Annotated in this window: 14 protein-coding genes; 11 read left to right on the forward strand and 3 right to left on the reverse strand. The window is 72.6% G+C overall.

Features of this window, described 5'->3' with window-relative positions:
* Positions 1-1,801 (forward strand): Ig-like domain-containing protein (locus tag HGA03_RS12010; protein WP_247602111.1); only part of this gene is annotated, 1,801 nt, incomplete at its 5' end.
* 344 nt (positions 1,802-2,145) lie between these two features.
* Positions 2,146-2,499: a hypothetical protein gene (locus HGA03_RS12015; RefSeq protein ID WP_168630526.1), complete on the forward strand. Its 354-nt coding sequence runs from the start codon at positions 2,146-2,148 to the stop codon at positions 2,497-2,499.
* Between the two features lie 12 nt (positions 2,500-2,511).
* Here HGA03_RS12015 and HGA03_RS12020 read toward each other — a convergent pair whose 3' ends face one another.
* Complete coding sequence (locus HGA03_RS12020) at positions 2,512-2,895, reverse strand: phage holin family protein (protein ID WP_168630527.1); 384 nt, start codon at positions 2,893-2,895, stop codon at positions 2,512-2,514.
* Between the two features lie 39 nt (positions 2,896-2,934).
* On the opposite strand from HGA03_RS12020, the gene hisC reads away from it, so the two are divergent.
* From hisC to HGA03_RS12065, 9 genes are all read left to right on the forward strand, one after another.
* Positions 2,935-3,999 carry a histidinol-phosphate transaminase gene (gene hisC, locus HGA03_RS12025; protein ID WP_168630528.1) on the forward strand — a complete coding sequence of 355 codons (1,065 nt, stop codon included), beginning with the start codon at positions 2,935-2,937 and terminating at the stop codon, positions 3,997-3,999.
* A 116-nt stretch (positions 4,000-4,115) separates the two neighbouring features.
* Positions 4,116-5,339 carry a PP2C family protein-serine/threonine phosphatase gene (locus HGA03_RS12030; RefSeq protein ID WP_168630529.1) on the forward strand — a complete coding sequence of 408 codons (1,224 nt, stop codon included), beginning with the start codon at positions 4,116-4,118 and terminating at the stop codon, positions 5,337-5,339.
* Complete coding sequence (locus tag HGA03_RS12035; protein ID WP_168630530.1) at positions 5,336-6,943, forward strand: sensor histidine kinase; 1,608 nt, start codon at positions 5,336-5,338, stop codon at positions 6,941-6,943. Before HGA03_RS12030 ends, HGA03_RS12035 begins: the two co-directional genes overlap by 4 nt.
* Positions 6,940-7,380 carry a response regulator gene (locus tag HGA03_RS12040; RefSeq protein WP_168630531.1) on the forward strand — a complete coding sequence of 147 codons (441 nt, stop codon included), beginning with the start codon at positions 6,940-6,942 and terminating at the stop codon, positions 7,378-7,380. The genes HGA03_RS12035 and HGA03_RS12040 overlap by 4 nt, the downstream gene beginning before the upstream one ends.
* Positions 7,381-7,476: 96 nt before the next feature.
* Positions 7,477-7,740: a DUF805 domain-containing protein gene (locus HGA03_RS12045; protein WP_168630532.1), complete on the forward strand. Its 264-nt coding sequence runs from the start codon at positions 7,477-7,479 to the stop codon at positions 7,738-7,740.
* 191 nt (positions 7,741-7,931) lie between these two features.
* Positions 7,932-9,056 carry a pyruvate dehydrogenase (acetyl-transferring) E1 component subunit alpha gene (pdhA, locus tag HGA03_RS12050; RefSeq protein ID WP_168630533.1) on the forward strand — a complete coding sequence of 375 codons (1,125 nt, stop codon included), beginning with the start codon at positions 7,932-7,934 and terminating at the stop codon, positions 9,054-9,056.
* A gap of 53 nt (positions 9,057-9,109) precedes the next feature.
* Positions 9,110-10,051 carry an alpha-ketoacid dehydrogenase subunit beta gene (locus HGA03_RS12055; RefSeq protein WP_210732476.1) on the forward strand — a complete coding sequence of 314 codons (942 nt, stop codon included), beginning with the start codon at positions 9,110-9,112 and terminating at the stop codon, positions 10,049-10,051.
* A 27-nt stretch (positions 10,052-10,078) separates the two neighbouring features.
* Positions 10,079-11,656 (forward strand): dihydrolipoamide acetyltransferase family protein, encoded by a 1,578-nt coding sequence (locus HGA03_RS12060; RefSeq protein WP_168630535.1) that lies wholly within the window; start codon positions 10,079-10,081, stop codon positions 11,654-11,656.
* 176 nt (positions 11,657-11,832) lie between these two features.
* Positions 11,833-12,729, forward strand: coding sequence for an aminoglycoside phosphotransferase family protein (locus tag HGA03_RS12065; RefSeq protein WP_168630536.1), 897 nt, complete (start codon positions 11,833-11,835; stop codon positions 12,727-12,729).
* Positions 12,730-12,759: 30 nt separating this feature from the next.
* On the opposite strand, the gene HGA03_RS12070 is transcribed toward HGA03_RS12065, so the two are convergent.
* Positions 12,760-13,236, reverse strand: a complete 477-nt coding sequence (locus tag HGA03_RS12070) for a PPOX class F420-dependent oxidoreductase (protein ID WP_168630537.1) — start codon at positions 13,234-13,236, stop codon at positions 12,760-12,762.
* A gap of 807 nt (positions 13,237-14,043) precedes the next feature.
* Positions 14,044-14,439: an NUDIX hydrolase gene (locus tag HGA03_RS12075; protein ID WP_239073531.1), complete on the reverse strand. Its 396-nt coding sequence runs from the start codon at positions 14,437-14,439 to the stop codon at positions 14,044-14,046.
* Position 14,440: the final 1 nt, after the last annotated feature.

The raw sequence follows: 14,440 nt of genomic DNA on the forward strand, positions 1-14,440 counted from the left end.
TCCGGATGAGCCGCTGAAGGAGCCTGGTGAGGGCGAGAAGCCGCCGGTGGTCGTGGTCAAGGACCCCGCTGGTAACGAGTCCGACCCGGTCGATGTGATCGTGGACACCACGCCGCCGGACGCTCCGATCGTGCACCCGGGTCAGGGTGACAAGGTCGAGGTCGAGGGTGTGGAGGACGGTGCCAAGCCGATCATTCGTGACCCTGACACGGGCGAGGAGATTCCTGGTTCGTGGGAGGACAAGGGTGATGGGAACTGGACGTTCACTCCGGATGAGCCGCTGAAGGAGCCTGGTGAGGGCGAGAAGCCGCCGGTGGTCGTGGTCAAGGACCCCGCTGGTAACGAGTCCGACCCGGTCGATGTGATCGTGGACACCACGCCGCCGGACGCTCCGGTGCTGAACCCGACCAATGGCGCCCGGATCACCGGCACCGCCGAGCCGGGATCGACGGTCACCCTGACCGACCAGAAGACCGGTGCGGTCCTCTGCGAGAAGGTCGCCGACGCCACGACCGGTGTGTTCAGCTGCGAGTTCTCGCCCGCACTGGCCGATGGTCTGGTGGTGACCGGTGTCGCCACCGACGCCGTGGGCAACGTCTCCGACCCCGCGTCGGTGACGGTGGATGCCACGGTGCCGGATGCGCCGGCGCTGAACCCGTCCAACGGGTCGACCGTCTCCGGGACCACGGTTCCGGGCGCGATGGTCGAGCTCACCCTGGTCAAGACCGGGGAGAAGCTGGGCACGGTGAAGGCCGACCCGGTTACCGGTGCGTTCGTGATGCCCTTCGATCCGCCGCTGGCGGACGGGACCATCGTGGGTGCGGTGGCGATCCTGGAGACCGGCAGCATCAGCCCGCAGTCGATGGTGGTCGTGGATCGGGTCGCTCCGGCGCCCCCGGTGCTCAACCCCAGCAACGGCACGAAGGTGTCGGGCACCGCTGAGCCGTCCTCGACGGTGACGCTGACCGACCCGAACGGGACCGTGCTCTGCACGGTGGTCGCGGATGCGAAGACCGGCGCGTTCAGCTGCCCGTTCACGCCGCCGCTGGCCCACGGGCTGGTGGTGACCGCTCGGGCGACCGACGCCGCCGGGAATGTCTCCGACCCCGCGTCGGTGACGGTGGACTCCGAGGCCCCGGCGCCGCCGAAGGTCGACGAGACCGACGGCGACAAGGTGACGGGCTGCGCCGAGCCGGGCGCGACGGTCAACGTCTACGACTCCCAGGGCAACCTGATCGGCACTGCCAAGGCCGATGAGGACTGCCGGTTCGAGATCACTCTCGACCCGCCGCAGGGCCCTGGATCTGAGATCGAGGTCGAGGTGGTCGACGACTCGGGCAACGTGTCCGACCGGGTCAAGGTCACCGTGCGCCGCCAGATCGAGGTGACTCTGTCCCAGGACGTGGTCGCCCCGGGTGAGCAGGTCACGGTCACCGCGACCGGCTTCGCCGAGGGCGAGCCGGGCGAGATCTGGTTGAACTCCACCCCGGTGCTGGTTGGCGAGGTCACGATGGACGCCGCTGGTGCGGTGACCCAGGTGATCACGGTGCCCGCCGACTTCCCGCTCGGCGCCCACAGCGTGGTCGTCAAGGGGATGGAGTCGGCGGCCGAGGGGAGTGCTCCGCTCCAGGTGGTGGCCGCTGGTGGCTCCGGATCCGGATCCGGTTCGGGTTCTGGTTCGGGCGCGCTGGCGATCACCGGTGGCGAGGCCGCGGGTCTGGCCGCTGGGGCGCTGCTGCTGCTCGGTGCCGGGTGGTGGGCGATCGCCCTCCGTCGCCGGCACGGCGCGCAGGTGAAGTGACGCCGGGCGGGGGCATCGGTCACCAGCACGGTGGCCGATGCCCCCGCCGCCGATGACCGGACGGGTGGGGCCACCGCGCCCCGCCCGTCCGGTCATGTCCCGGCCGCTGCACCCAGCGGTGCCGTGGGCGGGCGGTCGACCACCCAACTCATGGCCGAACCGCCACTCAGTCCGAGCGGGCACCCGTACGCCCGTGTGTGACTAGTCATTCGTTCCGATCTGACAGGAGATCACCCGTGACGACGCACAAGCGCACCCGTGGTTCGAGGACCCCACTGGCAGGGGCGGTTCCCCGCTGGCCGAGGCGACTGGTGGTGCCGGTCCTGGTGGCGGTAGCAGCGGTGGTGGTCGCTGCGATCCTGCTGGTCACCGGTGGCAACGGTGCCCCCGTCGAGGCGCGCAATGAGGTCACGGTGGCAGCGGGCTTCCCGGAGGACTTCCCATTGGCCGAGGGAACCCTGGTGGAGTCCCGGCTGGTCGGCGACCGGACGCACACCGCGACGGTCCAGGTGGACAGCACCGCGGCTCAGGACGCCGCGCTGCAACTGCTGGCGGATGCAGGCTTCCTGCCGACGGGGGAGATCGAGCGGGACGATCTGCGGTCCTACTCGATGGTCTCCGCCGGGCACGCGGTCACCGTGGTGCTCAAGGAGGAGGGCGGCGTGCCGGTGGTGACGTACACCATCGCGCCGCGCTGACCTGCGGGCCGGTCAGTCCTTGCGGGACTCCGGGATCAGCACCGACAGCACGAAGCTGACCACCGACACGATCAGCGCGCCGATCACCGCGGTGCCGAAGCTGTCGATCCGCAGGCCCCAGTCGGTCTGCTCGGTGATCCACGCCGTGAGCATCAGCATCAGGGCGTTCACCACCAGGGTGAACAGCCCGAGCGTCAGGATGTAGAGCGGGATGCTCAGCACCTGCACGATCGGCTTGACGATGGCGTTGACGATGCCGAACACCAGCGCGACCAGGAGGATGATCCCGATCTTGCCGCCGGTGGAATCGGCGCCGACGATCTCCATCCCGGACAGCAGGATCTCCGCCAGCCACAGGGCGACCCCGCTGATCAGTACGCGCACGACGAATCTCATGCCTCCGATGGTGCCAGCGCCGGTGGCATCCTGTCTTGCGTGAAGCACGTTCCGCTCCGGCCCGCTCTGTCCACGCTGCCGCCCTACGTCCCCGGTGCACGGGTGCCGGTGGGTGCGGCGGCCTACAAGCTGTCGTCGAACGAGAACCCGTACCCGCCGCTGCCCTCGGTGGTGGCGGCGATCGCGGATGCGGCGGTCGACGTGAACCGGTACCCGGACATGTACGCCACCGAGCTGACCGAGGCGGTCGCCGGGCACCTCGGCGTGCAGCCGGAGCAGGTGGTCGCGGGCTGTGGGTCGGTGGCGGTGCTGGGGCACATCCTGGCGGCGTTCTGCGATGCGGGCGATCAGGTGGTCTACCCGTGGCGGTCCTTCGAGGCGTACCCGATCGCGGTGACCCTCGCCGGCGGCGAGTCGGTGCAGGTGCCGGTGCGGGCGGACGGACGGCTGGACCTGCCGGCGATGGCCGCCGCGGTCACCGAGCGGACCCGGGTGGTGCTGGTGTGCACCCCGAACAACCCGACCGGCCCGGCGGTGCACGCGGATGAGCTGGCGGCGTTCCTGGCGGCGGTGCCCCGGGATGTGCTGGTGGTGCTGGACGAGGCCTATGTCGAGTTCGTCCGCGACCCGCAGGCGCCGGACGGCCTGGCCGTGCTGGCCGAGCACCGGAACGTGGTGCTGCTGCGGACCTTCTCCAAGGCGTACGGGCTGGCCGGGCTGCGGGTGGGCTTCGCGGTGGCGGACGCCCGGCTGGCGGCGGGGATCCGGGCGGCGTCGACGCCGTTCGGGGTGTCACACGTGGCGCAGCTGGCTGCGGTGGCCTCGCTGCGCGCGGTGGACGAGCTGTTGGACCGGGTGCAGCGGATCGTCGGTGAGCGCGGGCGGTTGCTGGCCGGGCTGCGGGAGCAGGGCTGGCAGGTGCCGGACTCGGAGGCGAACTTCGTCTGGTTGCCGCTGGGCGAGGACGCGCTGCGCTTCGCCCAGGAGGCGACCGCGGCGGGGGTGCTGGTGCGCCCGTTCGCCGGTGACGGGGTGCGGGTGAGTGTCGGCGAGCCGGAGGCGACGGATCTGGTGCTGAAGGTCACCTCCGGGTTCAGGCGGTAGCCCGCGCACCCTGCGGATAGGCTGCGACCAGCGGGTGAATCGACGGTTATGCCGAAGTGCCGCAATTCGCCTATCCTTCGCGGCTCAGCCAGGGGGATGTCTCGAAGGGTGGTCCGGTGACCGAGAGCGCTGACTGGCCCGCGCCCCCGATCGACTTCGGTGACCCCGCCGATGGCGACTCGATCCGGCTCCTGCTCGTGGAGGACGACGACGCGGACGCGGTCCTGGTCGCCGAGCACCTGGACGACGCCGGGTTGGCGGTGCACACCGATCATGTCCGCACGCTCAACGAGGCGATCGACCGGCTGGACGTCGACTGCGTGCTGCTCGACCTCGGGCTGCCGGACGCGCACGGGCTGGACGCGCTGCGCCGTCTGCTGTCCGCCGGTGCCCCCGCGGTGGTGGTGCTCACCGGCCGGACCGACACCGACACCGGGCTGCAGGCAGTCGCCGCCGGCGCGCAGGACTACCTGGTCAAAGGCGAGGTCGACGGCGAGCTGCTGAGCCGGTCGATCCGGTACGCGGTGCAGCGCCGCCAGCTGCAGACCGCGGACCTGCTGCTGTACCGCTCCCGGGTGCAGGCGGAGGAGACCGTGCGCTTCGAGCGTGCCCTGCTGCCCCGGCCCGCGGTGTCGGACCAGCGGCTGGAGGTCCGGGTCGGGTACCGGGCCGGCCGGGCCGGGGTGCTCGGCGGGGACTTCTACGACGTGGTCGAGTGCCCGGACGGCAGCGTGCTGGCCCTGGTCGGCGACGTCTGCGGGCACGGTCCGGACGAGGCGGCGCTCGGCGCGGTGCTGCGCACGGCCTGGCGGACCCTGGTGCTGGCCGGCGCCCCGGTGGCGGAGCTGTTCCCCCTGGTCGAGCGGGTGCTGATCTCCGAGCGCTCCCGCAGCGAGATCTTCACCACCGCGTCGATGGTGCGGATCGGCCCGGACCGGCAGACCGTGGACATGTACCTGGCCGGCCACCCGGTGCCGTTCCTGCTCGGCGACCCGGACACCGGCCGGCCCTCGCAGCTGCTGCCCACCGGGCACCGCGGCCGCGCGCTCGGCATCCCGGTGGACGGCGTCTGGGAGCCGGAGCGGCTGCGGGTCGGCGACCGGTGGCGGCTGATGATGTACACCGACGGGGTGCTGGAGGCGACGATCGCCGGCCGCGGCTCCGAACGGATCGGCAAGGAGGGGCTGTTGAAGGTGGTGGACGAGGCGCTGGCCGCGGACCGGGACGAGGTCGTGGAGTCGGTGCTGCAGGAGGTGCGCGCCCAGCACGGCGGCGAGCTGGTCGACGACACCGCCGTGGTGGTCGTCGGCTGGGACGGCCGCGAGGTGGTCGAGGCGTGAGCACTGCCGTCACCACCCGGCCTGCCCGCACCACCCGCACCCTGCGCGGCCGGCTGTTCCAGGCGCTGACCGCCGGCGGCATCGTGCTCGCCCTGATCGTGGCCGCGGCCGTGCTGGCGCTCTGGCAGATGATCGACCGGCAGAACCAGGTCGCCGACCGGTACTTCAGCGCGATCACCGCGGCGGAGAGCGCGTACACCGGTCTGGTCGATGCCGAGACCGCGGTGCGGGGCTACGCGCTGACCGGGTCGGAGGTGACCCTCGAACCGTATGAGCGGGTGGACGAGGCGCTGGACACCTTCGCCGAGGTCGCGGAGAACGCCGACGGACGGTACCCCGAGGAGATGCAGGACGCGGCCGGCCGGGCGCTGGTCGCCGCCCAGGAGTGGGACGAGCGGGTCGCGGCACCGATCATCGAGCACGTGGCCGCCAACGGACCCGCCGCGGTGACCCCGGACGAGATCACCGCCGGCCAGGTGGTCTTCGACCGGACCCGCGACGCGGTGCAGCACTACCTCGACCTGCTGGCCGACCGCCGCAGCCAGGCCGCCGAGCAGCTGGACACCTGGACCCAGGTGGTGGTGGCGACGATGGCCGTGCTGGTCTTCGCCGCGGTGGTCGCCGCCGCGCTGCTCTGGCAGACCCTGAGCCGGTGGATCACCGAGCCGCTGAATGCGCTGGCCGAGGACAGCCGCGCGGTGTCCTCCGGCGACCTGCACCACCGGGTGGAGACCACGGGTCCGGGCGAGATCGCGAACCTGGCCGCCGACGTCGAACAGATGCGGCTGAGCCTGGTCGCCCAGCTGCAGTCGATCGAGGCCTCCCGCGCCGAGGTCGCCGCCGCGCACGAGCAGCTGACCGAACAGGCGGAGGAGCTGCGCCGGTCGAACCGGGACCTGGAGCAGTTCGCCTACGTGGCCTCGCACGACCTGCAGGAGCCGCTGCGCAAGGTGGCCAGCTTCACCCAGCTGCTGCAGAAGCGGTACGGCGGCCAGCTGGACGAGCGGGCGGACCAGTACATCGGCTTCGCGGTGGACGGCGCCAAGCGGATGCAGGCGCTGATCCAGGACCTGCTCGGTTTCTCCCGGGTCGGCCGGATCGGCGGCGAGGTCACCGAGGTGCCGATGGACGCCGCCCTGGCCGAGGCGCTGGACAACCTGGGCGACCGGGTGGAGGACACCGGGGCGGTGGTCGAGGCCGACGGCCTGCCGGTGGTCAGCGGCGAACGCGGGCTGCTGGTCCAGTTGTTGCAGAACCTGGTCGGCAACGCGATCAAGTTCCACGACCCCGACCGGCCCCCGGTGGTGCGGCTGAGCGCCGAGCGGGTCGGCGACGAGTGGGAGTTCGAGTGCCGGGACAACGGCATCGGCATCGACCCCCAGTACGCCGAGCGGGTGTTCGTCATCTTCCAGCGACTGCACCCCAAGGACGTGTACGGCGGCACCGGCATCGGGCTGGCGCTGTGCAAGAAGATCGTCGAATACCACGGCGGTCGGATCTGGCTCGGCGACTCCGAAGGGCCCGGTACCAGCATCCGCTGGACGCTGCCCGCGGCGGCACCCGACGACAACACGCCGGTCGCAGCCGGCGGGACGGAGGAATGAACATGGCGGGCAAGGTCATCGACGTGCTGTTGGTGGAGGACGACCCGGGCGACGTGCTCATGACCCAGGAGGCGTTCGAGCACAACAAGGTCGCCAACCGGCTGTCCGTGGTCGCGGACGGGGTCAGTGCGATGGAGTTCCTGCGCAAGGAGGGCGAGCACGCGAACGCCCCCACGCCGGACCTGATCCTGCTGGACCTCAACCTGCCGAAGATGGACGGCCGCGAGGTGCTGGAGGCGCTCAAGGGCGACGAGGCGCTGCGCCGGATCCCGGTGGTGGTGCTGACCACCTCCGAGGCCGAGGAGGACGTGGTCCGCTCCTACTCCCTGCATGCGAACGCCTACGTGACCAAGCCGGTGGACTTCGACCGGTTCATCGAGGTCGTGCGGCAGATCGACGAGTTCTTCGTCGAGGTGGTCCGGCTGCCGCAGCGCTGAAGCCGCAGTCGACGACGGCCCGTCCCGGGCGCCCGGGGCGGGCCGTCGTGCGTCGTCCGGGTGCCGGGACCGGCCCGGGCGAGGATGCTGTCCGGCATGGACGACACGACACAGAACGAGGTCCTCGCCTGGCTGGGCAGCGGGATCGGGATCACGATCGCGATCGTGATCTGGCTGATCTTCGTGATCGCCTACATCCGGATCATCCAGAAGGCCGGCTACTCGGGCTGGTGGATCCTGATCGGCCTGGTCCCGGTGGTGAACGTGGTGATGTTCCTGGTGTTCGCCTACTCCCGGTGGCCGATCCAGCGGGAGAACGACGAGCTGCGAGCCCGGCTCGGGGTTCCCCCCGGGTACTGACCGGCTTCCCGGATTCGCACCCGCGCGACCGCCCGCCAGGCTGGTGTCACGCGGTTGTGGAGTCCGCACAACCGGTCCCGGGCAGACTTGACGGTCCCCAGGACTGCGGACCTACGGTTGCGTAGCCTACGGTGGCGTAGGTTGAACGACGTCCCGGTCCCGGGGCGGCGACGCAGGCGAAGGAGAACCGCGTGCACGACAGCGGACCGCTGACCGACGACGGCCTGGTCCAGCTGCTCACCCCCGGTGGTGAGCGACTGGAACACCCCGAGTACAGCCCCCGGGTGGCGCACCTGGACTCCGCGGCCCTGCTCGGCATGTGGCGCGACATGGTGCTGGTGCGGCGCTTCGACACCGAGGCCACCTCGCTGCAGCGCCAGGGCGAACTGGGCCTGTGGGTGCAGAGCCTGGGGCAGGAGGCCGCGCAGATCGGCTCCGGCCGGGCGCTGGCGCCGCAGGACTTCGTGTTCCCGTCCTACCGCGAGCACGGCGTGGCCCACACCCGCGGCCTGGACCTGACCGAACTGCTGCGGCTGTTCCGCGGCGTCGACCACGGCGGCTGGGACCCGGCCGCGCACAACTTTCACCTGTACACGCTGGTGATCGGCTCGCACACCCTGCACGCCACCGGCTACGCGATGGGCGTCCAGCGCGACGGCGCGGTCGGCACCGGCGACCCCGAGCGGGACACCGCCGTGGTGACCTACTTCGGCGACGGGGCAACCAGCCAGGGCGACGTGAACGAGGCCCTGGTGTTCTCCGCGGTGAACAACGCCCCGCTGGTGCTGTTCTGCCAGAACAACCAGTGGGCGATCTCCGAGTCCACCGTTCGCCAGACCCGGGTCCCACTGGCCGACCGCGGCCTGGGCTTCGGGGTGCCGAGCGTCCGGGTCGACGGCAACGACGTGCTGGCCTGCTACGCCGTCACCGCCGAGGCGCTGGAACGGGCACGCTCCGGCGGCGGACCGACCTTCATCGAGGCGTTCACCTACCGGATGGGCGCCCACACCACCTCCGACGACCCGACCCGCTACCGGTCGGCCGCCGAGGAGGACTACTGGCGCCAGCGTGACCCGATCGACCGGCTCACCACCTACCTGACCGGCACCGGCGCCCTCACCGACGCGGTCCGGGCCGAGGTCGAGGCCGAGGCGGACGCCCTGGGTGAGCGGGTGCGCGAGTTCACCCGGTCCCTCGGCCGGCCGAGCACCGCCACGATGTTCGAGCACGTCTACGCCACCCCGCACGCCATCGTCGACGCCGAGCGCCAGTGGTTCGAGCGTTACGAGTCGTCCTTCATCGGAGGTGCCGAGTGAGTACGCAGAAGATCACCTTCGCCAAGGCGATCAACACCGGGCTGCGCCGCGCGATGGAGCGCGACCCGAAGGTGATGCTGATGGGCGAGGACATCGGCGCCCTCGGTGGCGTGTTCCGGGTGACCGACGGCCTGGCCAAGGACTTCGGCACCGACCGGGTGGTGGACACCCCGCTCGCCGAGTCCGGGATCATCGGCACCGCGATCGGCCTGGCCCTGCGCGGCTACCGCCCGGTGTGCGAGATCCAGTTCGACGGGTTCATCTTCCCGGGCTTCGACCAGATCACCACCCAGCTGTCCAAGATGCACTACCGGTCCCGCGGGCGGCTGAACCTGCCGGTCGTGATCCGGGTGCCGTTCGGCGGCGGGATCGGCGCGGTCGAGCACCACAGCGAGTCGCCGGAGGTGCTGTTCGCGCACACCGCCGGCCTGCGGGTGGTCAGCCCGTCCACCCCGGCCGACGCGCACGTGATGATCCAGCAGGCGATCGCCAGCCCCGACCCAGTGCTGTTCTTCGAGCCGAAGGGCCGGTACTGGGAGAAGGGCGAGGTCGACACCGAGGGCGACGCGCTCGCCCCCGAGGCCGGTGCCCTGCTCGACTCCGCGCGCATCCTGCGGCCCGGCACCGACGTCACCCTGGTCGCACACGGGCCGACCGTGGCCACCGCGCTCAAGGTCGCCGAGTCCGCCGCCGCCGAGGGCCGCAGCATCGAGGTGGTCGACCTGCGCGCGATCTCCCCGCTGGACGTGACCACGGTCGCCGAGTCGGTCCGCCGCACCGGCCGCTGCGTGGTCATGCACGAGGCCCCGGTCCTGTACGGCACCGGCGCCGAGGTCGCCGCCCGGATCACCGAGGAGTGCTTCTACCACCTGGAGGCCCCGGTGTTGCGGGTGGGTGGTTTCCACACGCCCTACCCGGTGGCCAAGCTGGAGCACGAGTACCTGCCCGGCCTGGACCGGGTGCTGGACGCCGTCGACCGCGTCCTCGCCCACTGAGCCGACCGCCCGCACCAAGGAGAATCCGTGCCGTCCTACCAGCAGTTCCGCCTCCCCGACGCCGGCGAGGGCCTGACCGAGGCCGAGATCGCCGCCTGGCACGTCGCCGTCGGTGACGCGGTGGAGATCAACCAGACCATCGTCGAGGTGGAGACCGCCAAGTCCCTGGTGGACCTGCCCAGCCCGTTCGCGGGCGTCGTGGTCGACCTGCTGGTCGCCGAGGGCGAGACGGTCGAGGTCGGCGTGCCGATCATCGTCGTGGACACCGACCCGCAGGGGGCCGGCGAGCCGTACTCCCGCGACGGAGGTGCCGCCGCTGCGCCGGTCGAGCAGCCCGCGACCGCCGCCGAGCCCGCCCCGGCCGAGGAGGTCGGTGGCGCGGTGCTGGTGGGCTACGGCACGGCCGAGGCGCCGAGCCGGCGGCGGGCACGGTTCACCTCCGCCGAGGGCGACCCGGCGCTGGGTGCGCCCGCCGCGGGTGCTGGTGCGGCCGGGCCGGGAGCTGCGTCCTCCGGGACCGCGGGGCCGGGTGCCGTGACTGCCGGTCCCGGTGCGGTGTCCTCCGGGACTGCCGGGCCCGGTGCCACGCTGGCCGCCGCCACGGGTGCCGCCACCGCCACCGGTGCCGCGTCGCCGGCGAACGGTGCGGGCGCGGCGGGTGCCCAGCCGTCCGGGTCCGCGACCGGCCACTCCGCCCACGGCCGGGCGCTCGCGAAGCCGCCGGTGCGCAAGCTGGCCCGTGACCTGGGCGTCGACCTGGAGTCGGTGCAGCCCACCGGCCCCGGCGGCATCGTCACCCGGGAGGACGTCCTGGCCTACACCGCTCAGGCCGAACCCCGCGGCCTGGCGACCTACCCCGGTGACGACCAGCCCTGGCTCGCCTCCGGCACGGTCTCCGCGGACGGGCGGCAGACCCGGGTACCGGTGAAGTCGGTCCGCAAGCGCACCGCCGAGGCGATGGTCGCCAGCGCGTTCACCGCGCCGCACGTCACCGTCTTCCACACCGTCGACGTCACTCGCACCATGAAGCTGGTCGCCCGGCTGCGCGAGGAGCGCGAGTTCGCCGACGTCCGGGTCACCCCGCTGCTGATCACCGCCAAGGCCCTGCTGCTCGCCGTGCGCCGGCACCCGGAGATCAATGCCTCCTGGGACGAGGCCGCGCAGGAGATCGTCTACAAGCACTACGTGAACCTCGGCATCGCCGCCGCCACCCCCCGCGGGCTGGTGGTCCCCAACGTCAAGGACGCGCACCGGATGGGGCTGCACGACCTGGCCGAGGGGATCGCCGGACTCACGTCGACCGCCCGGGCCGGCAAGACCTCGCCCACCGACATGTCCGACGGCACGATCACGATCACCAACGTCGGCGTCTTCGGCATCGACACCGGCACCCCGATCCTCAACCCCGGCGAGGCGGCCATCCTCGCGTTCGGGGCGATCCGGCAGCAGCCGTGGGTGCACAAGGGCAAGATCAAGCCGCGCTACGTCACCCAGCTCGCGCTGAGCTTCGACCACCGGCTGGTGGACGGCGAGCTCGGCTCCCGGGTGCTGGCGGATGTCGCGGCGGTGCTGGGCGACCCCGCGCAGGGGCTGGTCTGGGGCTGACCGGCCCGGAGTGAGTTCCGCACGGCCCGTCATCCGATCGGTGGCGGGCCGTGCGCGGTTCCGGGAGGGTCCCGGGTGGTGGGCCGGGCGTCGTTCCGGCTGGGCCCGGGCGGCGGGCCGTGCGCGCCCGGAAAACCGGTGGTCCGGCGCAGCGCGCAGCCGGGACACTGCCGGTGATGACCCGACCCCGGATGCACGTCGACGAGATCACCACCGACGCCGCCCTGGTGCGCCGGCTGCTGGCCCGGCAGTTCCCGCAATGGGCCGGCCTGCCCGCCACCCTGGTCCCGTCCTACGGCACCGACCACGACATCTACCGGCTCGGTGACCACCTCGTCGTCCGGTTGCCCCGGATCGCCTGGGCCGATGGGCAAGCCGCGAAGGAGGCCGAGTGGCTGCCCCGCCTGGCCCCACACCTGCCCCTGGCGGTCCCGACCCCGGTCGCCCTCGGCCGCCCGGACGCGGAGTACCCATTCAGCTGGGCGGTGCACGAGTGGCTGCCCGGGCAGAACGCCAACGGCACTCTGCACGACCTCGGCCGGGCGGCCGCCGACCTGGCCGCGTTCGTCCTGGCGTTGCGCGCGGTCGACTCCACCGGCGCACCGGCCCGGCAGCCAGGAGCCCGCGGCGGCGCACTCGCCGAGAGCGACCAGGGCGTCCGCCGGGCGATCGCCGAGCTGGGTGACCGGATCAACGGCACCGCCGCCCTGCGGTCCTGGGAACAGTCGCTCGCCGCGCCGGTCTGGGACGGGGTGGACGTCTGGGTCCACGGCGACCTGCTGCCCGGGAACCTGCTGGTGGTCGGCGGACGGCTCTCCGCGGTCATCGACTACGGCGGCCTCAACGTCGGCGACCCCGCCTGCGACCTGCAACCCGCCTGGAACCTGTTCACAGGCCCGGACCGCCGGACCTTCCTCACCGCCGTGCACGCCGACGACGCCATGCGCCTGCGCGGCCGAGGCTGGGCGCTGGCCCAGGCGCTGATCGCGCTGCCGTACTACTGGCGGACCAACCCCGGGATCGTCCGCCAGGCGCTGCACGCGCTGGAACTCGTCCTCAGCGACCGGGACTGAGCGCGCCGGGCAGCCGTCCGGCGGTCGGGGTCAGCCGTCCAGGCGGGCGGCGACGTCGGCCGGGAACCCGCCGGTGGCGATCGGTCCCCACCGGGTCGGCGTGATCCGGATCAGCGACTTGCCCTGCACCCGCATCGCGGCGCGGTACTCGTCCCAGTCCGGGTGTTCACCGGCGATGCACCGGTAGTAGTCGACCAGCGCGTCCTCCGCCTCGGGCATGTGCAACACCTCGGCGTCTCCGTCCACCTGCACCCAGGCGTCGCCGAAGTCGTCGGAGAGCACGCAGACCGACACCCGGGGGTCGCGCTCGGCGTTCACCGTCTTGGCGCGGCCCGGGTAGGTCGAGATCACGATCCGGCCCTGGTCGTCGACCCCACCGGACACCGGCGAGATCTGCGGGCGGCCGTCCCGCCGGAGGGTCACCAACAGGAGGTGGTGCCGGGGCCGGACGAAGTCCAGCAGCGTGGGCAGGTCGACGGGCGTGGTGGTGGCGATGCTGCGGGCCATGACACGACGGTAGGCCACTCACCCGCCGACCGGGGAGGACCCCCGGACCAGCCGGGCTCGCGCGCAGGTCCTGCTCACCCCCGCACCGGCGCACTGGCCCGGGCCCCCGCCGCCCCGGCCAGCCCCGCGTCGGTCGCGCCGGGGCGTCGAGGACGTCGAGGGCGGAGTTCCGGTGAGTCCTGGGGCGGACCGAGCAACGCCGACTGCGCCCTCGACCGCGGCTCGCCGGGTCGCGCGGTGGTCGCGTGACCGGCCGGCCGGGCCGAGCGGCCAGGGCCAGACCGGAGTGCACGCCTCATCCGCGCCGAGAGTGCACGAATGCAGCTCACTCGGCGCTAGAGGCGTGCATTCGTGCACTCTCGGCAGTCGGCAGTCGGCAGTCGGCAGTCGGCAGTCGGCGGTCGGCAGTCGGCAGTCGGCGGTCGGCGGTCGGCGGTCGGCAGTGAGGCGGTGGGGCGGCGCGGCGGCTCGCCGGGTCGGCGCGCGGTGGTCGCGTGACCGGTCGGCCGGGTCGTGTGGCCGGGGACCGCCCAGGTTGTGCACTGTGGCGGTGTGGCGGTGTGGCGGTGTGGCGGTGCGGCGGTGTGGCGGTGTGGCGGTGCGGCGGTGCGGCGGTGCGGCGGTGCGGCGGTGCGGCGGTGCGGCGGTGCGGCGGTGCGCCGGTGGGACGGCCAGGCGGTCGGCCGGAGGGCTGTGGGGCAGTGGCGCTGTCGGGCAGCAAGGCAGTCGTGCCGGCGGGCGGGGTGTGGGGTTGGGGCGGGGTCGAGTCGTGCCGGTGAGGCGCGGAAAAAGGGATGCCCCGGGCCGTCAGCCGGCGTGGCCGAGAAGGTCGCGGGTGAGTGGGGCCAGGGGCAGGGCGGCGGCCTGGGTAGCGTCCACCCACACCACCTCCTCGATCTCCGCCGTGGCCCGCGCGGCCGGGACACCGTCCAGGGCGAAGACGTGGGCGATCAGGTCATGGCCGGGCTCGTTCGCGGCCGGGGCGTGCCGGACACCCAGCGGGCGCAGGGCGGTGCGGTCGACGGTGACGCCCAATTCCTCGGCGATCTCCCGGACCAGGGCGGCGTCGGGGTCCTCACCGGGTTCGAGCTTGCCGCCGGCCTGCATGAACATCGTGGTGCCGCGCTTGCGGACCAGCAGGTGGCGGCCCTCCGGGTCGGTGATCAGGGCGGCGGCGATGTGCAGGACGGGGTTCTCGGTCACG

This window comes from Cellulomonas denverensis (genome assembly GCF_012396125.1).
Taxonomy (GTDB): Bacteria; Actinomycetota; Actinomycetes; order Actinomycetales; family Cellulomonadaceae; genus Cellulomonas; species Cellulomonas denverensis.